Source organism: Methanomicrobiales archaeon HGW-Methanomicrobiales-1 (assembly GCA_002839675.1).
In the GTDB taxonomy this organism is placed as follows: Archaea; Halobacteriota; Methanomicrobia; order Methanomicrobiales; family Methanospirillaceae; genus Methanoregula.
In genome coordinates, this window is sequence record PGYM01000004.1 from 1 (window position 1) to 18961 (window position 18961).

Below are 18961 nucleotides of genomic sequence, written 5' to 3' on the forward strand. Positions count from 1 at the left end.
GATTCAGAAGAAGGAAATCTCTTGTAAGATCATTCTCGCTAACATTGACCGGTTCATATTATTTGTCTGGATTGAGGTTTTCTACAGAGCATTATTTTTCAATCAAGGTTCGCTTAAAAAAATATAATCGAAGTCTGATCGAAAAATTTCAGGTAAGGTCCGGTTGATCCGGATCAACTTTTCAAACGCGATCGTGATCGCGATGTAAACTATTCAAGCAGGGTCTGATGAAAAAATTTCAGCCAAAGTCTGCTGAAAATGGTTTATGGAGCATATGGGATTTGCGCAAGAAATGGGAAAACAGTCCCTGAACCGCCGCGGGGGCGTCCCATCGGGGGCGGCGGCGTTCATCGCATCCGGGGGTATGGGGGCATCAGCCCCCATCTTTGTATTTCGGTCAATGATTTCCCTTACGTCATGCAATCCCGCAAACCTGTTTTCGCAATTGATATGGGGCGGTGGGGATTTCACGAAAGGGGGCGAGTGCTGACATTAGGAGCGAAAAGGGCGGATATGCATCATATTATTGCAAATCACAACAGTGATTATCTGATTGGTGGATTATAATTCATGGAAGACCCGGCAGAACAATATTACAATGAAGGCATTGATTTTGCCAAACTCGGTCGACATTCAGATGAATTAGCATCGTATGACAAAGCGATCACCGTCAACCCAAATCATGCCGAGGCTTGGAACAACCGCGGAACCGTTCTGGGTAGACTTAATCAGCATGAAGACGCTCTCAACTCTTTTGACAAAGCAATTGCCATTAAACCAGATTATGCTGAAGCATGGTACAACCGCGGACTCGCATTAAGTAAATTCGATCGGCACACAGAAGCATTGGCATCTTATGATAAGGTAATCGTCATCAACCCAAATATCGCTAAAGCGTGGTTCAATCGCGGAGTAGTACTAAATAAATTCGGTCGACATTCAGAAGCGGTTACCTCTTTTGACAAAGCGATCGCCATTAAACCAGATTCGGCTAAAGCCTGGTTCAACCGCGGGATCGTGCTTGATAATATCGGTCAGCATTCTGAAGCGGTCGCCTCTTTTAACAAGGCGATTAGTATTAACCCAAATCATGCCGATGCGTGGTATAACCGCGGATGTGCACTAGATGATCTCGGACGATACGCTGAAGCAGTTGACTCGTGGGATAAGGCGGTTGCGATCAACCCTAATATCGCCGATGCCTGGAACCTTCGTGGATTCGTACTCCATAAGATCGGACGGCATGCAGACGCGATTAAGTCATATGACAAGGCAGTTGCCATCAACCCAAATGACACCGAAATGTGGTACAACCGCGGAGTCGTGCTAGTTAATACCGGTCAGCATTCTGAAGCAGTCAACTCCTTTGATAAGGTACTTAACATCAACCCAGATTTTGATGTAGTGTGGGTTGCACGCGGTAACGCGCTAAGTAGACTCGAACGGTATGCAGAAGCCATCGCTTCTTTTGATAAGGCAATTGCAATCAACCCAAAGCACCCCAAATCATGGTACAACCGAGGGGTCGCATTAAGTGGACTTGGACAACATGAAGAAGCGGTTGAAGCGTACGATAAGGCGATTGCCATCAACCCAAATCATCCCGAGGTATGGAACAACAAAGGAATTGCTCTTGAGGAACTTGGAAAAATTCAGGAGGCAATTGGAAGCTACGAGATGTTTATTGAACTTGCTTTGCCACAAGATGCTTCACGTGTTGAAAAAGTAAAGCTGATTATCAATCAGCTGAGACAATAATGCAAAATAATCTCATAATAGTCACAATAAAAAATTCGCATGGTAAATTACACATCGATTACGGATTATATTAAGAGTTGATGAAAAAATAGCTTATTTCGATTTACGAAAAATGAACCACCATATTCCCCCTATGACAATTCCTAAAAACAGTATAATAATAATAATTCCCCAAAAATTCAGGATATTATTAGAAGTGAGCATTGGTGTAGTGGAAACAGAAGGGATTGTTGGTGCCTCAACCATAGGACTGAAAATAATCAATCAGGCAACTTAATCCTTCTGCATTATTCCTCAGCCCGGGCACATCCATGCGCATGGACTTCTTTTTTGATATACAAACAGATTTCTATATCCATTACAGAAACTCCCGCAACCATGATCGATGCTGAATTAGTTCAATACGATGAGATTGACGGAAAAATAAGACATGCCCTTGATACTTTTCGGAAAAATGATTTCCAACTCTTAAAAACTGACGCACATGAAATTGCAATTACTCATCAAATAGCTTGTTATCTTAAAATGTATTTTTCAGAATGGCATGTGGATTGTGAATACAATCGAAGAGGAATGGAATCAAAAACTGATTTAAATGGAGCTAACATGAGGCCTGATATCATCATACATGAACGGCATGACGAAGACAATCCTTCAAAAAGGAACAATCTTCTCGTTATTGAAATTAAAAAAAATTACAATGATGATGATAACGATCGGCGTAAATTAAAAGAATTAACAAATAAAAATGGGAAAGATCATTATCAATTTGGTGTTTTCCTTTGTGTTTCGGAAAAACGACCATATGATGCAAAATGGGACTTATATCAAAATAATGAATATGTAAAGACGATCACTGGATAGTCAAATTCATTTGTCTTTCTGTATCTGTCCACAATCCCAGTACTTCTCTAAAATTTCCTCTGTGTATATTGAATAGTCATTAACCAACATCACACTCCAATCAACTAATAAAAACTAGAGAAGTACTGAATCCGGGCATATCCAAGCCAATAGAAACGCAATGGCAGGGTCTGCCGTCATTGCAGGATATGCGTTAAACCTGAATAAGAAATTATCAATTGCAAAAATATATTGTCACTCAATTGAAAGGGGAGGATATGAAATATCTCCTTTTTGTCATTTTACTTATTGCAGTTCTGACAACTACAGGTTGTGTTAATGGGAGTCAAAACGCAGTTGGGACAGCAACCCCTCAAATCATTTACGTTACGGTGCTTGTAACCCCTACCCAGACACAGACGTCACTCCAAAATTCAAATTCGAATGGAATGAGTTTTAGTGATAATAAAAATTCATTCAATGCTCAATTGGATAAAATAACCGTTGAAGAAGATTACGGTAATATGTACAAAATTACAGTATTTACGACAGTAAAAAATACAGGAAATAAAATTGTGAACCTAAATTCATATGGTAAGATAACGGATTGGGCTGGGAGTCAACAAGGAAATAGTATAGGTACGTTTTATGGAACAATATATCCCGGAGAATCTATGTCGGCTAATGAATGGTTCATATCGATCTCACAAAAAGGTTACATAGAACTTAAGAAAGGTGCAACTCTTACTTTAGAGTTTAGGAGTTTGGATCCGAATGATTTTCATCAAAAATCCTATAAAACCACAATGGACGTAGATTTTAATGGCATACCAATAACGAAGTTAAGTAGTGCCATCACGGCCTCTCAAAATAATCCAAAGGTTAATCTCGATCCATGTGGGGGTTATGCTACTGGATGGGGTAATAAGTGTTAGATCGGAAAAGATAGTATACTCCTTTTTATAGGTTGTTCCACCCATCACACAGGAGAAATACAAAGAAAAACACAGAAATAAATGCAAGAAACGATATTGCAAGAAGTAATACTGATACGACTAACCAAAGACGAACATCTCCCGATGTTCCTTTTATGTCATTACCAATGCGGCAAGTGAAAATGTTGTTGTCCATTTGATACATTCAATCGTGTTATTCAAATACGAATTGGATAATGTATCAATTTCCGCAATTAATATCTCCCCAAGTGTCATTTCTGGTTATATCTCCCGTCCTTTAAGTGTCTGAGAAAGGGCTTCAATTTTATCAGAGAGTTCTTGTAATTGCGGATCCTTTTTGAGTTTACTACTTAACATGAGATTAATACCGAGGAAATATAACCCCATTGATAGCGCTAATATCACGCTACCTACAGCATTACCAAAATTAATCGGATAAAAAAACAGGACAACCATTCATACAAGCGTAACTAATATCCCAAGAAAAAATTTTCCAAATTCGGGTTTAAAGGTATCAGGATTTTCTGACATAAGAAATGTCATCATATTATTGGATGTTAAAATTGCCGTTATTAATTTTCCTTCCTTATATCAAAACAGGACTTGATTTTTATTCGCCCCGATTATTCCATTTTTATCTTTGGTTTAGATTTGGAGTTTGTTTACCTAAAAAGAAGTTAATGTGCGATTCACACGAAATTCTCCATCAATGGAGTTCTTTAAAAAAAAGAGTCCGCGACCCAGTTAACCCGGTTCACTTGTGCGTAAAATACGCCACAACGCCCGCATCACTGAACGCATCGATCTTCACAAACCCGACCCGCTCGAACTGGATAACCTTCCCCAGCTCCGAGCGTACAGCCGGCTCACAAGCCCCAACCATCTCCCCATCCGGAGTAAGGAGAGTACAAGCAACCGTTGCCTGCGCCGGAAGCCACTGCACGATATGGGCCTTCGCCGACCGGGCATCCGCAAGCGAATCCCCCGCATAGGTAAACGAAGGCGTCCCGTTATCCCACGAAATCTTCACATTGAAGAGATCCTTGAGACGCAGCATTGTAACCTCTGGTGAGACCTCACTCTTCGGAAGAAGCACCGTTCCGGTAAACTCCAGCGTCCGGGTGCCGCGTGACGCATCGCTCGGGTGGAGCATCGCGTGTGCCGTATGGGGTTGTGCCCCCTCAATCGTTGCCGTCACCGGATCAGGGACAAAGAAGTACCGGTTTGCCACCGGGTCCACGATCTTCTTGTTCTCGGCAAAGAGGTTGTCCCACGAGAACGAGATGTCCGTGTCCCCGATACCGATCGCCAGCATCGCGGCCTTGACCGCTTCGGGACTGATTCCCCGGCGGGCAAGTGCTCTCATCGTGCCGAGCCGGATATCGTCCCAGCCGGTGTACGTGCCGTCATTGATGCCAAGCCGCATCTGGGAGGTCGAGAGCACCACGCCCTCGATACCCATCCGGCCATAGTGCCGGTATACCGGCACCTTCCAGCCAAAGTGATCGTAAATATAGCGCTGGCGCCGGGTGTTGGCGATATGGTCCTTGCCCCGGATGACATGCGTAACCCCGAGCAGGTGGTCATCGGCTACCACCGAGAAGTTCATCAGCGGGTACACGTGGGCGATGACCTTCGGGTGGGCGGGGGCGTCCAGGATCCGTAATGCCGGGAAGTCCCGCATGGCCGGGTCGGGGTGAAGCAGGTCGGTCTTGATCCGGACCGATGCCTCGCCTTCCTTGAACCCGTGGGTAAGCATCTTGTCCCAGAGCACAAGGTTCGTCTCGACCGACTGGTCGCGGCACGGGCAGGCGATCTTCTTGTTCTTGAGCTCCTTGAAGACCTCGTTGTCGCAGGTGCAGACATAGGCGCCGTTCCGCTCGATCAGCTGCGTGCAGAGCGCATAGTACAGGTGGAGGCGATCGCTCTGCGTCACGGTGTCCGTGATCCCGAGACCCAGCCATTTGAGGTCCTCGACTACCATATCGTAGGCTTCGGGATCGACCCGCTTGGGATCGGTGTCCTCGATACGCAGGATATAGCGCCCGCCGTACTGTTTTACGTACGCGTCATTGAGCGCTGCTGCCCGGGCATGCCCGATATGAAGGGGACCGGAGGGATTGGGGGCAAACCGCATCACTACGCCGTTCTCGGCTCCTTCGAGATCCGGCAGCACCTTCTTGTGCTCGTGCTTCTCGGAGAGTGCTGCAAACATTTCCGGTGCACGGGTTTGCAGGGTCGTCACCCGGTCTTCCGGAGAGAGTGCCGCAACGTCAGCGATCGCTTCCTTGGCAAACCCAGAAACTTCCTTGGCCCGGCTTCTGAGCTCCGGGTGTGCACCCATCACCATACCGATGACAGCTCCCGCCTGGGGAACACCGCCGTGCTTCACGGCATTCTGGAGTGCACATAAAAAGAGGAGCTCTTTTGGATCTTCCCCGGCCATTCTTAGTAACTCCGGGTTACAAAATATTCGCCGATGTCCATTAAGAGCTGGCGTTCTTTTGAGTCGGGAAGCAGGGAGAGGTGTTTGTTGCTCGAAGCCACCAGATCCGCTGCCACTTTTTTGACCTCGTCAATTACCCCGGCATCGGTGAGCTCTTTTATCGCGGCATCGATATCGGCTTTCGAAAGTTCGCGCCGGTATTTCTGGAGATCGATGCCTTTCTCCCGGGCCTTGATCATGATGATTGTCTGCTTGCCTTCCCGCAGGTCGGAAGCCTGGTCTTTGCCGCTCTTCTCGGCGGGAGTGAGCAGGTCAATCAAATCATCCTGTATCTGGAATGCAATACCGGTGTTCAGGCCGAAATTGTAGAGGGCCTTTACCTGCGGGGCATTGCCCCCGGCAAGAACGCCGCCGATACCGGCTGCAGCCGCGTAGAGCACGCCGGTCTTTTTCCTGACCATCTCGATGTACTCGTATTCGCTCACGTCATTGCGGTGCTCAAACGACATGTCCATGTGCTGTCCCGCACAGATATCGGCGCAGGCGCGGGCGAGCATGGTAACCGAACGGACTTTTGCCGCATCGGTGGCTTTTGCCATGCAGATATACTCGAACGCCCGGGCATAGAGCACATCGCCGGCAAGAATGCCGGTCGGCATGTCCCATTTCGTGTGAACGGTCTGGACCCCTCTGCGCAGGTTGTCGTCATCCATGATATCGTCGTGGATGAGCGTGAACGTGTGCGTGATCTCCAGTGCAAGAGCCGCGTGCATGATCTCATCGGAGCTCCCGTGCCTCACGGAATCTGCCGCAAGCATAACGACTGCAGGGCGGAGCCGTTTGCCGCCGGCTGCAAGAAGATGGGCTGATGCCTTGTTCAGTTCACCGACCGTATCAACAAAATACCGGTCGATCATGCGGTCAATCTCTGTTGCGACCGATTCCAGGTATGGGGAAAGTTCCGACATTTTAGATCCTCTTTTAATTGAGCCTGATCCGCTGCCCGTTCTTCAGCATGTGGACGGTAGACTGGGGGATGTATCCCATTTCCGTGGCAAAATCCGTATACCCTGCGGTCATCTTCAGGTTCCCGTGGGCAGGGATGATGTGCTGCGGCTGGAGCAGCTGGATGAATTCATAGTGATCCTCGCGGTAGGCGTGACCGCTCACGTGCAGATCTTCAAAGATGCGTGCACCGGCGTGCCGGAGGTGCTGCTCGACCATATACCGCTGACCGAAGTTCATGGGGTTCGGGATCACGTTTGCCGAGAAGACGACCTTGTCACCCTTTGACAGCTGGTAGGGGGTGTCCCCGGTTGCAAGGCGGGTGAGAATGGAGCCCGGCTCACCCTGGTGTCCGGTAACAATGGGGAGGAACTGTTCCTTTCCCATCTTCATCATCCGGCGCAGGGTGCGGTCAACGGTTCGCCGGTTCCCAAACACACTGGTAGTCTCGGGAAACGAGCAGAGTTTCATCTGTTCTGCGGTAACCGAGTACTTTTCCATGGACCTGCCGAGCAGCACCGGCTTCCTGCCAATCTCGTGGGCACATTCCGCTATGGTTTTGATACGGGCAATGTGGGATGAGAAGGTAGAGACGATGATCGCACTCTTGTCATCCTCGTAACTGGTGATGACGTTTCGTACCAGGTCCCGGGCAATACGCTCGCTCGGGCACCGGCCCGGGCGGTCGATATTGGTGCTCTCCACGATCAGGGCGAGCACGCCTTCCTTGCCTATCTGGCGGAAGCGGGCAAAGTCCGGCGGTTCACCAATGACCGGCGTCCGGTCAAGCTTGAAATCGCAGGCATAGACGATCGCACCGTGGGGGGTGTGAAGCACCGGGGTGACTGTATCGATGATCGAGTGCTGCGTGCGGACGAACTCGAGCACCAGGTTCGGAGAGAGCGTGTAGCGCTGGCCGGCCTTGAGGGCAAAGAGCTTGTTGTTCACGCCGAACTTCTGCTCACCGGAGATCTGCTGCCGGATGAGTTCTGTGGTATACGGGGTTGCGATAATGGGAGCATTGTACCGGTGCGCCAGTTTCGGGATCGCACCGATATGGTCGAGGTGTCCGTGCGAGCAGACGATCGCCTTGACCGACCCTTCGATCCCGTTCATCAGGGTATCATCCGGTATTGCCTTGATCTTGATCAAATCAAGGGAATGCATATTCTCTATATCAGCGTCCTCGTGGACCACTATCTGGTCCAGCCGGAGGCCCATGTCAAAGATGACAATTTCCTTTCCGCAGCGGACAGCGGTCATATTCCGCCCGACCTCGTCGTATCCGCCCACTGCTATAATTTCTATATCCATTTTTTTATCTCCTTAGTTTTCTGTAGGTTATTCTGCCTGAATAATTGCCCGGTATGGACATTTACCCTGATTTGTTATCGCTTGATACGCGCCGGATTGTCCTTATCAATCATCTGGCGTGTCGTACCGGTAAGATACATGGGGGATTTCTTAAGATCGGATACCTGTGCTGAGCCGGTCAAAAACATCGTGACCTTGAGCTGCTGGTGTATCCTGTCGATTGTGTTACTGAGTGCCTCATCGCTTTCCATCGCGGGTTTGAGCAGGGGCAGTGCCATGCCGCAGAGATCCGCCCCGAGGGCGAGTGCCTTTGCCATATCGATGCCGCTCCGTATTCCGCCCGATGCTATCACCGGGCTGCCGGTGGCAAGCACTTCTGCAAGACTGACTACCGTGGGAATGCCCCAGCTGGCAAAGTCCTGGCCTAATGACTTGAGGGCATGATCTTTTGCGTTTTTACTCTCCTCTGCCCGTACGCTCTCGACGGCAGCCCAGGACGTCCCGCCCCAGCCGCCGATATCGATCGCACTGGCACCTGCGCCCCAGCACTGCCGGGCGATTGCCGCAGAGATACCGCAGCCGGTCTCTTTTATCATAACCGGTGTCTTGAACTCGCGACAGAGTTCTTCGATTGCCGCAAAGCAGCCGATCGCATTATGATCGCCTTCGGGCTGGATTGCTTCCTGCAGGAAATTCAAGTGAATGGCGAGTGCATCCGCCTCGATCATCGAGACGGCACGCTCCGCCCATTCAATGCCGTGATCGCGGAGCTGGACTGCCCCGAGGTTTGCAACCAGGAATGCATGGGGCGCTTCATCCCGCACAACCGAGAAGGTATCATCGAGTGTAGGATTTTCAAGCGCAGCCCGCTGGGAACCGACACCCATGCCGGTCCCGTAACGTTCTGCAGCCCGTGCAAGCCGGGCATTCACGTCTTTTGTTCCCGGGTGACCCCCGGTCATGGCCGAGATGAACAGGGGGGATGAGAACGCATGGCCCAGGAACCGGGTCGAGAGGCTGATAGCTCCCATGTCACATTCCGGCAGTGCATTGTGCACAAACCTGATGCCCGCAAACCCGGCATCCCCGCTCTCGACTGCTTCTTCTGCGCAGATGCGCAGGTGGTCGAGCTTGCGCGAGGAGGTTAACCGCTTCTTGTCACTCATTTTTTCATCCCCTTTACTGTTGTCCCGCCGTGACCGACTCCTGCAAGGAAGTCGGCTACCCGCGAGACATGAAAGATATCTGACCCGATACCTGCATCTGCAAGTTCGAGCAGTTCATTGATCTTGCCTCTCATTCCACCGGTGACATCGGTATGCATCGAGTTGCCGATGCGGAGAGTTGGCATCGAGTCCCGGTTAATTTCCGGAACAACCCGCTCTCCATCCAGCACTCCCGGTACGTCGGTGGCGAGCCCTACGCGGCTGATTGCTAAACCAACCGCGAGATACCGCACGAGCTGATCGCCCGAAACGATACAGGCTCCTTTTGAAAGGTCCATCACCACGTCGCCGTGGATCACAGGGACCATCCCGAGATCAAGCATTGTTTCCAGGTGCCTGCATTCGAAGCTGACCAGCCGCCCGTTGTCCGCAATTGCGGTGTGCAGCGGGTGGACGCCAATCGCGGCAACTCCCTGTTCGCGGAGGGTTGCAACAACCTCCTCGTTGAGCCGGCTGACCGCCCGGTGGGTCACATAGACCCCCTCGGTCTGCCCTTTTACGGCACCAACATCAAGGTGGTACCGCTTTGCCTCGGGATGCCCGCAGGACCCGGCGCCGTGGATGACCACAATGCCATCCGTGCGTGCCCGGGCAATCGAGCCGGCAATGGATGCCAGCTGGTCGTGATTGATTGCACAATCTGCGCTTTTATCGGTGATTACGCTTCCGCCCAGTTTCAGGATGAGGCGATCAGACATTTTTCTCCTTGCGTGCGCCTTCCGTATCGATACCGGTAATGATTGCCCGGGCGTCACACGCTTCAATGGCACTGGCAATCCGGTGTTTGATGGGCTTGGGGCAGAGCGCAACCATGCAACCCCCGCCCCCGGCCCCTGTGATCTTTGCCCCGAAGGCCCCGGCCGAACGTGCCGCAAGCACCATTTTTCCGAGCTGCGGGTGGCCGACCCCCAGCACTTCGAGCAGGGCATGGTTCATGTTCATGTATTTGCCCAGTTCCTTGGGATTGTTCAGGTGATGGATCGCGCTCATGCTCACGCCTTCGATCGCATCGAGCACCGGGTCCACGATATTGGGGTGCTTCTTCTTGAGATCGCTCACCAGTTCCACCATCTTTGAAGTGCTGTGCGAGACGAGCGAGTCCCCGATCACCAGGTGGATGTTCTGCGGGGGCAGGCGTCGCCGGGAACCGCCGCTGATAAGGACTATGCCACCGTAGGCAGAGACGGTCGTATCCGTGGGGCTTGCCCTCCCTTTCTGCACGGTCTTTTCGATCTCAAAAGCCATATCAGCGACATCTTCCCGGGTCTTGTGCAGGGAGAACTCATCGTTGATGGCAGAGAGGGTGGCAACCGTGACGGCAGCTGACGATCCCAGGCCGGACGAACTCGGGATCTGGGAATTGATATACACGCTGCCCATCACGCCCATAGCTTCGAAACACCCGTCAATGTAGGGGGATTTCGCACGCTGCGGGCGTTTGGTATTTCTCACGGTAACAAAGACCCGGGGCTTTATGGCCATGGCTATGCCGGGCTTTCCATAGACTACTGCATGCTCACCGAACAAGAAAACCTTGCCCGGTGCACTCCACGTTGCCAACCTATATCACCGCAATGGCTGCGTATCCCACGACTTCACGGGTGTCTCCGGTGACATCCCCGCTCGTCGCATACCGGATAAGCTTTGCCGCTTTCGCCCCTAACCTGCTGCAGGCAGTCACCATCGCGGTGATCGGGCCATACCCGCAGGCAGTTACGCGACGCTCCTCAATCCTCCGGTAGAATTCCACCGTATCGAGAGTAGTTAAGGGGTCGATCGCATATAGATCATCTGATTTCGCTTTTGCTTCAGGCACATAATGCGAGAAGTCGCTGGAGGCTACGATCCGTATATCCCGCTTGGTCAGCCGGACGGCAGATATGATCTTTTCTGCAATCCGTATCGCGCTCGCATAATCCTGCTGTCCCATCATGATCGGGGCGATTCGGGCACGAGGGAACCGGTACTTGATGAACGGCATCTGCACTTCCAGCGAATGCTCGTCCCGGTGAGACAGTTCATCGGTCTCCATATCCAGTGCCTCGACAAACCCGGTGTCAGTATCAACCACACCGAGCGGTGTTTCCCAGGGAACGGCAGAAACAGAGCTGATATACCCGCGATGGGATGGACCAATAACCACAAAAGTGCCGGAGAAATCCGGTTCGATAGCGCCGAATGCATGGGCCGCTACCTGCCCTGAATAGATATACCCTGCATGGGGCGATACGATACCCAGAGGTGCTCCCTCCACCCGGGTGCCGGAGAAGAATTTCTCAAGCAGTTGCTCCAGGTGAGAAGGATCTTGCGGATAAAACATGCCGGCTACTGCGCATGTACGCATCTTCATCGGATCAACCCTCTGGTCGTACTCATATATGTAACGATCGATCACTAAAAAAAAGTGATCGGATCAGAACTCAGTTTCGAAGTCCTCGGGGGTGAGTGCTGTCGAGATACCGCGGAGCCTGAGCATTTCGCGGGTGAGCAGGAAGTAGATCATAGAGAGTGCTTTGCGACCCTTGTTGTTGGTCGGGATGACTAAGTCAACATACTTGGTCATGTTGTTGGTATCGCAGAGCGCAACTACGGGGATACCGCACTGGACTGCCTCGTTGATGACCTGTGCGTCACCGATCGGGTCGGTTACAACAACGACCGATGGCTCGACGTATTCGGACAGGACGGGGTTGGTCATGAGACCGGGGATAAACCGGCCGGTGGCGGACATTGCACCGATAGTATCGGCAAACTTCTTTGCCGGGTACTGGCCGTACTGGCGGGAGGTGACAACGAGGATATTGGGTGCCTCGAACTGGGTTAAGAACTTGGCAGTTGTCTTGATCCGGGCATCGGTCTCGCGGATGTCAAGGATATACAGTCCATCGCCGCGGACGCGGTAGATGAACTTCTTCATGTCTTCGCTCTTCTGCTGGGTACCGATGTGTACACCGGCTGCAAGGTACTCTTCGACGGGGATGAGTGGCTCTTTTAATTCAATTTCCATTTCATTTACGGTAGTCATAGCTGTTCCTCGATGCGTATCAGTTCGTTAAGTTTGGCAATGCGTTCTCCGCCAACGGCTCCGCATTTTAAGAAAACGCAGGAGAACGCGGTTGCGAGGTGGGCGATTGTCGTATCGGTGGTTTCACCGGACCGGTGGCTCATCACCGTGTCCAGGCCATGGGTGTGGGCAAGCCGCACTGCGTCATAGGTTTCAGTGAGGGTTCCCACCTGATTGGGTTTTATGAGTACGCAGTTTGCTGCATCCATCTCGATGCCCTGCGCAATGCGGTCAACCTGCGTCACGAAGATATCGTCTCCGCACAGGAGACAGCGATCCCCGATCTGGCTGTTGAGTTCTGAAAAGGCGTCGAAGTCCTCCTCAAAGAGGGGATCTTCTACATAGACAAGGTTATAGGTGTCCACCAGTTCGCCGATGTAGGCGATCTGCTCTTCAGTGGTGCGGATCTTGTTACGGTACTTGTACCCGTCACCGGTCCACATCTGGCTTGCTGCCACATCAATACCCATATCAACCGAGATATTCATCTCGTCGGCGACAAGTCCGGTCGCCTCGGCAATGAGCTCAAATGCGAGGACATCGTCAATCTGCGGTGCCCACGCACCCTCATCACCCTTGCCGCAGGATTTCCCGTTCTTCTTTAAGAGTTCCTTGACATGCCGGTGGACGGCTGCATTGGCAAAGACTGCCTCTTCTGCATCCGCTGCGCCTCCGGGCACGACAAGGAATTCCTGGATCTCGGTGGCATTTGGCGCATGTGCCCCGCCACCGATAATGTTGCCTAAGGGAAGAGGCATCTCCTTTACAAATGCTCCGCCAAGATAGCGGAAGAGCGGCATATCACTTGCTGATGCTGCTGCTTTTGCATTGGCAAGCGAGAGTGCCACGGCGATATTTGCCCCGATCTCCGAGAAATCGGCAGTCCCGTCGATATCGCGAAGCTGCTCGTCGAAGCCTTCCTGGTCACAGGCATCCATGCCTATGAGTGCGGGAAGAACATTCTGGTAGGCATAGTCAATCGCCTCCCGTGGCGGTTTGACTTTTGCTTCAAACGCCCCGGTGCTGGCACCGCTGGGCGCTGCGGACCTGCCAAAACCGTTCGCCGTGTATACGTCCGCCTCGACGGTCGCATTGCCCCGGCTGTCCAGGATTGTCCGCAGTTCGATAACCTCTATGGTCGTCATAAGAGTCCTCTACTTCCTTTTTACGGTAATGGGGATGGTGTGGTTGTTGAATTCCTCGATGGCGATCTCAAGCGGATCGATCCGTGTCGTTGTAACAAGTAACGGAGCACCCATTGATATCTGCAGAGCCCTTGCTCCAATGATCCTTGCCCGTTCATACCGGGAGTATGTCTGCGTCTGCATTTTTTGTCCTCAAAATGATGTGTTCTTTTTGATAATGGGGTCGCTGAGATTCGAACTCAGGTCACTGCGTCCCGAACGCAATAGGATGGTCCAGGCTACCCTACGACCCCTCGTTCATCTATTCAATCGTTACTGGTATGGGTTGAGCTCGTCAATGACGACTTTGTGGGTCAGGAGCATACGCCTGCAGCAGTACCGGGTAATATTAAGATCGGTGAGGATCTGTTTGGGATCCTCGCCGTTCTCCCGTCTCTGCCTGAACTCTTCCCACGCGGTGGAAATTGGTTTTCCACAGGTGAAACATCGTACGGGTATCATAAATTTAACCTCTCATCATATCTGTTATCTTAACGATAAGACTTTTGGAACTTTGCCCTGGCTCCGGAACCGTGAGGTTTCTTGGCTTCTTTCTGCCGGGAGTCATTGACAAGGAGCGTCCTGTCATACGTAAGATAGATATCCTTGATCTGGGGTTCGTTGTGCCACAGGAGGATGCCACGGGCAAGAGCGGTCCTGACCGCTTCTGCCTGTCCCATCACACCGCCACCGGCGACATCGATGGTTACATCGATACCGTGCACCGCATTGGGTACCAGGAGGAGGGGCTCAGAGATCTTCATCCGGGTAACATCAGAGCCGTACTGTTCGAGCGGTACTGAGTTGACCCGGATAACGCCTTTGCCTGCCTTAAAGGTCGCCCGAGCGATTGCAGTCTTGCGTTTTCCGCTTGTGTTAATGATCTTTACCATGGGGACCAGCCTCTAGAACTTTGCTCCAAGGAACGTGCATACAGCACCGAGGGTGATGTAAGCCGGGTTGTTCAGACGGTTCATGTGAGCGTCTTCGAGCACTTCTAATTCCTTTCCGACAAACTCGGTCGGGACACCGACGTAGCACTTGATGCGCTTCATGGCCTCGACGCCACGGGGGCGTTTGTACGGGAGCATGCCGCGGATCGTCCGCTTCATCAGGTGGTCCGGCCGGCGGGGGACGAACGGTCCCCAGCGGTTGCCGCTGGCGCCGCGCTCAACCTTGTGCTTGTAGTTGCCGAGCACGCGTGCACGGCTGCCGGAGATGATTACCTTTTCTACGTTGACAATTGCGATCGTTTCGCCGGCAAGCCCGCGCTGTGCGACAAGGCTTGCGAGGCGGCCGAGAAGCAGTCCGTCACCGTTGATTACTGTCACCATTTCTTCTTCACCTCAGGATCCGGACACCGCTGCCTTTCGGGTTGTCCTTAAGGAGCTGCTCGATGGTCATACACTGTCCCTTTGCGTCCTTGATCTTGCTGGTCGCGGATGCTGAAAAATTCAGCGCTGCAACCTTGACGGACTGCTCAAGCAGGCCGCTGCCGAGAACTTTACCCGGGACGATGATTGTCTCGCCGTTCTGGGCATAGCGGCTGATCTTGGACAGGTTGACCTCGGCGTAATTCCGGTTGGGGGTCTCTAACCTGCTTGCGATCTCGCGCCAGATCTTGGCCTCATTCTCCCGTGACTTGTTCTTCAGGAGTAAGATAAGGCTGGTAAGACGGGGGTTCGTCTTCTCTACTATTCTTGTCATTTCTTTTCATCCCCTGAGATTTCGCCTAACTGGTGTTCCAGCTCGTCTGACTGCTCCTTGATATACAGAAGTGCCCGATTCATGATCTCTTTTACCGGCAGTGAACCGTCGCCTTCGACTACGAATATATAGCGGTCGATTTCGGCGGATACATGGATTGCCGGTTCATCCCCGATACCACTCGCAATGCAGGCCTTTTCACAAAGCTTGCACATGGAACAGTCGGGAAGTTTGTTGCTTACTACTTCGACTTTCTTGCCGCGAACTGCAAGCACCTGGCGGGGACATTCGTCCACGCACATACCACAGGCATCGCAACCTTCGCTGATCGTAACTACGGGGTGATTTTTGTACCCGCAGACCAGGGTCGGCTGCCATTTTGCATGTACTCTGCCGGTATTGAGGACTGCTTTTGCTTCGAGGACAAGGGTCTGCCCTTTCGTGAGTTTCACGATGGGCACGTTGTCGTACACCGGCACTGCTTTGGGGTCTGCCGGGATCAGGTCGTTTGAACTGACCGTGCGGGGGCCTTCGGCGCTTAAGGTGTAGGTCACCGTGCAGGCTGGGCATCCGGCCCCGTCGCACGTGCATTTCTCCTGAGTCGTGTAGGATGAGAGATCGGTCTTTATGGGTATAAGCCCAAGGCGGTGGGCCAGCATCTCGTCGAAGAGCGCACTGGTATTGTTATAAATACGCACATCTTCGATTGCAAGGGTTGGCACTTCGCCGATCATTGCCCGCCGGAAGGCGTTGGCAAATGCTGGGCTCGCTCCCGAGAGAGTGAATCGCGCCAAGGAATCGTCCAGACTGGCGAATTCTATCTGCATCACACTCTCCTGCCACGTCGTCCGCCTTTAGCGCGGCATGAGTCGTGGGGAACGGGTGTAACATCTTCAATGCGGCCTATGCGCATACCTGCACGGGCGAGTGCACGGATGGCTGCCTGGGCACCTGGCCCGGGGCTGCGCTGCTTGCCCTGTCCGGGTGCACGCACCTTGACATGGACGCCGACAAAGCCCTTTTCGCGGGCTGCCTGCGCAACGTTGCCTGCCATCTGCATAGCAGCATACGGGGAGCTCTCATTGCGGTCCTGCTTGACGACCATACCACCACTGCTTTTTGTGACCGTCTCTGCACCGGAGAGGTCAGTTACTGTGATGATAGTGTTGTTGAAGGATGCAAAGATGTGAGCAATACCCCACTTTTCCTTGTCATTTGCTGCCATTATCTACCTCCGCGCTGGTATCCCTGCTGGGGAAGTGCCTTGGGGTTACTTGCCGGTTTGGCAATGCGGGTCCTCTCGGCATTTGCTTCGCTGACGAATGAGGACGTCCCATAGTAGGTGATCTGTCCTTCTTCAATCCGGCCAACATGGTAGCTGGGGATAGTGGTACGCCTTCCGGCGATTGCAATATGACCGTGGGTGACCATCTGCCGCGCCTGTTTCGGCGAGCGGGCGAGTCCCTTGCGGTGTACCATGGTCTGGAGCCGGCGGTCGAGCTGGGCCTGGACCTTGAGCGAGAGCACGGCTTCAATGTCCGCATCGGGACCGAGAAGACCTGCACGCTGGAGGTGGCTGATCAGTTCGTCCTTCTTTGCATCGAAGATGTGCTTATCAGTGGCGCTTGACGCGAGCACGAGAAGGTTACGGGCACCCTTGCGGTATTTGCGCAGGTCTGCCTGGGCCTTCCAGACTTCACGCTTGTTGCGCAGGCCGTATTCGATGACAAGGCGCGTTTCGGATTCGATACGCGTCTTTTCGAACGGGCGCTTTGGGGTCTGGTAAGACTTATGGTTCTTGCCTGGGTATCCCATGATTAGTTACCTGCCTTCCTCTTGCTCACACCAACAGTCTTGCCGGTTCTGCCGGTAGATTTGGTGCGCTGACCGCGGACTTTCTGGCCGGTCTCATGCCGGATGCCCTTGTAGCATCGGATCTTTCTCATGAGGTTGATGTCTTCTTCATTTGCGAGAGCGACATCTCCGCCAAAAAGGTGCTTTGTTTCGCCGGTGTACACATCCTTGGGACGGTTTGCCATCCATGCCGGAATCTTGGTGATGTACTCTTCAACAGCGATCCGGAGCCGGTTGACCGACTCCTCTTCAAGGCGACCGAGTAATGCATACTCGTCAACTTTCGCCATACGGGAAATAACCGTGGAGGTATGCCTGCCGACACCCTTGATGCCGGTAAGCGCTACTCTCACGGATTTGGTACCATCGAGATCGGTGGTTCCAACCCTTACAAAGTATTTAATATCGTTTTCCTGAGCCATCCAATCCCCTCGATTGGTGAGATTGTCTCTTTTAGCGCTGAGGGGGAGATTTGAACTCCCGAGTCCTTTCGAACACAGGTTTAGCAAACCTGCGCCATACCAGGCTTGGCTACCTCAACAGAGGAATCTCGCATCTTGTAACAGACACTCGCAGCGGATAACCACTGCTCCATGAATGGTGCTTTATAATATGGGCATAGTTGGGTAATAAGCGTTGCGGGGGGTCCGGCTTTTGGACGCCCGGTAGAGGATAGAAGGAGTTGTGGGATCTTTTCCGGTTGGCAATTATTTTTCCTTATTGTGTATGCTGGAATTCCGGGACGTTGTGTTCTTAGTACCTTAGTATGTGTGCATTCTATTTCAAAAGTGTCGGGTCCGGGATACATACGAGGGAATACTGGCCCTGATCCGCTGCGGGGGCGCCCCTTGGGAGGCGGTGGCTCCATCCTTACTGCTTATAATCTCCATCTAATGTATGGCAATTCGCAAGCAGGATAGAGCGCATACTAAGTATATGTGAAAGATATGTATGCAAAAAAATACGATGAACTCCTTTTTCTTTTAGAATAGCCACGAATTTTTTTTAGCAGGGGGGTGGTACCCTGTCCAAACAATGAGTGGGGGTACCCTACCCCCCTCTCCAAAACCCGAGGGGGGGACCCCCTCCCCCCTTGTCTTGCGCAAGACAGGCACCCACCCCCCTGGCTGCACCCACACAACCACGGGTTCGCATGGAGCCACGACGCAGGACAAGTCCCATCACGCAAAATAAAAGGGGGGGTGGTACCCTGTCCAAAATATGAGAGGGGGATACCCACCCCCCACTCAAAAAAAAGAGGGGGGGACCCCCTACCCCCCTGTCCTTCGCAAGACAGGGTACCTCCCCCCCTCCGGCTGCACGTACGCGGGCTTGACTTCGCGTGGAGTCACGACGGAGAGGGGATTTCATAAAAGGGTATCCGGAAGGGGGGATACCCCCTCTCTTCCGCATGAGTGGGGGGGAGGGGGTCCCCCCCTCCAAAAAATGAGCGGGGGATACCAGCCTACCCCACCCCCTCTCTAAAAAATGAGGGGGGGACCCCCTCCCCCCCTGTCCCCCGCAAGACAGGGTACCACCCCCCCTCCGGTTTTCCTGCGGGTCGGGCAAATGGTAGGATACGCTCTTTTTCCTCGCGAACCCTT

General features: G+C 52.4%; 23 protein-coding genes and 2 tRNA genes. 4 read left to right on the forward strand and 21 right to left on the reverse strand.

Annotated elements, in window-relative coordinates:
* The first annotated feature begins 265 nt into the window (after positions 1-265).
* The 4 genes from CVV30_11455 to CVV30_11470 all read left to right on the forward strand — a co-directional run bounded on the left by CVV30_11455 (position 266) and on the right by CVV30_11470 (position 3536).
* Complete coding sequence (locus CVV30_11455) at positions 266-490, forward strand: hypothetical protein (GenBank protein ID PKL67957.1); 225 nt, start codon at positions 266-268, stop codon at positions 488-490.
* A gap of 80 nt (positions 491-570) precedes the next feature.
* Positions 571-1758: a hypothetical protein gene (locus CVV30_11460; GenBank protein PKL67958.1), complete on the forward strand. Its 1188-nt coding sequence runs from the start codon at positions 571-573 to the stop codon at positions 1756-1758.
* Positions 1759-2136: 378 nt separating this feature from the next.
* On the forward strand, positions 2137-2622 hold the full coding sequence (locus CVV30_11465; protein ID PKL67959.1) for a hypothetical protein: 486 nt from the start codon (positions 2137-2139) through the stop codon (positions 2620-2622).
* A 218-nt stretch (positions 2623-2840) separates the two neighbouring features.
* Positions 2841-3536 (forward strand): hypothetical protein, encoded by a 696-nt coding sequence (locus tag CVV30_11470; GenBank protein PKL67960.1) that lies wholly within the window; start codon positions 2841-2843, stop codon positions 3534-3536.
* Between the two features lie 282 nt (positions 3537-3818).
* Here CVV30_11470 and CVV30_11475 read toward each other — a convergent pair whose 3' ends face one another.
* The 21 genes from CVV30_11475 to CVV30_11575 form a co-directional block, all read right to left on the reverse strand.
* A complete protein-coding gene (locus CVV30_11475; GenBank protein ID PKL67961.1) occupies positions 3819-4013 on the reverse strand; it encodes a hypothetical protein in 195 nt (64 codons plus the stop codon).
* A 298-nt stretch (positions 4014-4311) separates the two neighbouring features.
* Positions 4312-6003, reverse strand: a complete 1692-nt coding sequence (locus tag CVV30_11480; protein PKL67962.1) for a glutamate--tRNA ligase — start codon at positions 6001-6003, stop codon at positions 4312-4314.
* Between the two features lie 2 nt (positions 6004-6005).
* A complete protein-coding gene (locus CVV30_11485; GenBank protein ID PKL67963.1) occupies positions 6006-6971 on the reverse strand; it encodes a phosphoesterase in 966 nt (321 codons plus the stop codon).
* A gap of 13 nt (positions 6972-6984) precedes the next feature.
* Entirely contained in the window at positions 6985-8322 is a 1338-nt protein-coding gene (locus CVV30_11490) for a ribonuclease J (protein ID PKL67964.1), read from the reverse strand.
* 74 nt (positions 8323-8396) lie between these two features.
* Complete coding sequence (locus CVV30_11495; protein PKL67965.1) at positions 8397-9488, reverse strand: type 2 isopentenyl-diphosphate Delta-isomerase; 1092 nt, start codon at positions 9486-9488, stop codon at positions 8397-8399.
* Entirely contained in the window at positions 9485-10246 is a 762-nt protein-coding gene (locus tag CVV30_11500; protein ID PKL67966.1) for a uridylate kinase, read from the reverse strand. Before CVV30_11500 ends, CVV30_11495 begins: the two co-directional genes overlap by 4 nt.
* Positions 10239-11108, reverse strand: a complete 870-nt coding sequence (gene mvk / locus CVV30_11505) for a mevalonate kinase (protein ID PKL67967.1) — start codon at positions 11106-11108, stop codon at positions 10239-10241. Before mvk ends, CVV30_11500 begins: the two co-directional genes overlap by 8 nt.
* Position 11109: 1 nt before the next feature.
* Positions 11110-11898 carry an AmmeMemoRadiSam system protein B gene (amrB, locus tag CVV30_11510; protein ID PKL67968.1) on the reverse strand — a complete coding sequence of 263 codons (789 nt, stop codon included), beginning with the start codon at positions 11896-11898 and terminating at the stop codon, positions 11110-11112.
* A gap of 63 nt (positions 11899-11961) precedes the next feature.
* Positions 11962-12573, reverse strand: a complete 612-nt coding sequence (locus CVV30_11515) for a 30S ribosomal protein S2 (protein PKL67969.1) — start codon at positions 12571-12573, stop codon at positions 11962-11964.
* Positions 12570-13757, reverse strand: coding sequence for a phosphopyruvate hydratase (locus CVV30_11520; GenBank protein PKL67970.1), 1188 nt, complete (start codon positions 13755-13757; stop codon positions 12570-12572). Before CVV30_11520 ends, CVV30_11515 begins: the two co-directional genes overlap by 4 nt.
* A gap of 9 nt (positions 13758-13766) precedes the next feature.
* The gene (locus CVV30_11525; GenBank protein PKL67971.1) at positions 13767-13940 is read right to left on the reverse strand and encodes a DNA-directed RNA polymerase subunit K; all 174 of its coding nucleotides are present in this window, start codon (positions 13938-13940) and stop codon (positions 13767-13769) included.
* A gap of 35 nt (positions 13941-13975) precedes the next feature.
* Positions 13976-14050: transfer RNA gene (locus tag CVV30_11530), tRNA-Pro, on the reverse strand.
* A gap of 19 nt (positions 14051-14069) precedes the next feature.
* Positions 14070-14258, reverse strand: coding sequence for a DNA-directed RNA polymerase subunit N (locus tag CVV30_11535; protein PKL67972.1), 189 nt, complete (start codon positions 14256-14258; stop codon positions 14070-14072).
* 29 nt (positions 14259-14287) lie between these two features.
* Positions 14288-14689 carry a 30S ribosomal protein S9 gene (locus tag CVV30_11540; protein ID PKL67973.1) on the reverse strand — a complete coding sequence of 134 codons (402 nt, stop codon included), beginning with the start codon at positions 14687-14689 and terminating at the stop codon, positions 14288-14290.
* Between the two features lie 12 nt (positions 14690-14701).
* Entirely contained in the window at positions 14702-15130 is a 429-nt protein-coding gene (locus CVV30_11545; GenBank protein PKL67974.1) for a 50S ribosomal protein L13, read from the reverse strand.
* A gap of 7 nt (positions 15131-15137) precedes the next feature.
* On the reverse strand, positions 15138-15503 hold the full coding sequence (locus CVV30_11550; protein PKL67975.1) for a 50S ribosomal protein L18e: 366 nt from the start codon (positions 15501-15503) through the stop codon (positions 15138-15140).
* Positions 15500-16330, reverse strand: a complete 831-nt coding sequence (locus CVV30_11555) for a DNA-directed RNA polymerase subunit D (protein ID PKL67976.1) — start codon at positions 16328-16330, stop codon at positions 15500-15502. The genes CVV30_11550 and CVV30_11555 overlap by 4 nt, the downstream gene beginning before the upstream one ends.
* Positions 16330-16728 (reverse strand): 30S ribosomal protein S11, encoded by a 399-nt coding sequence (locus tag CVV30_11560; GenBank protein PKL67977.1) that lies wholly within the window; start codon positions 16726-16728, stop codon positions 16330-16332. Before CVV30_11560 ends, CVV30_11555 begins: the two co-directional genes overlap by 1 nt.
* Complete coding sequence (locus CVV30_11565; GenBank protein PKL67978.1) at positions 16728-17318, reverse strand: 30S ribosomal protein S4; 591 nt, start codon at positions 17316-17318, stop codon at positions 16728-16730. The genes CVV30_11560 and CVV30_11565 overlap by 1 nt, the downstream gene beginning before the upstream one ends.
* Positions 17319-17320: 2 nt before the next feature.
* A complete protein-coding gene (locus CVV30_11570) occupies positions 17321-17779 on the reverse strand; it encodes a 30S ribosomal protein S13 (protein PKL67979.1) in 459 nt (152 codons plus the stop codon).
* Positions 17780-17814: 35 nt separating this feature from the next.
* A tRNA-Ser gene (locus tag CVV30_11575) sits at positions 17815-17898 on the reverse strand.
* Positions 17899-18961 lie beyond the last annotated feature (1063 nt).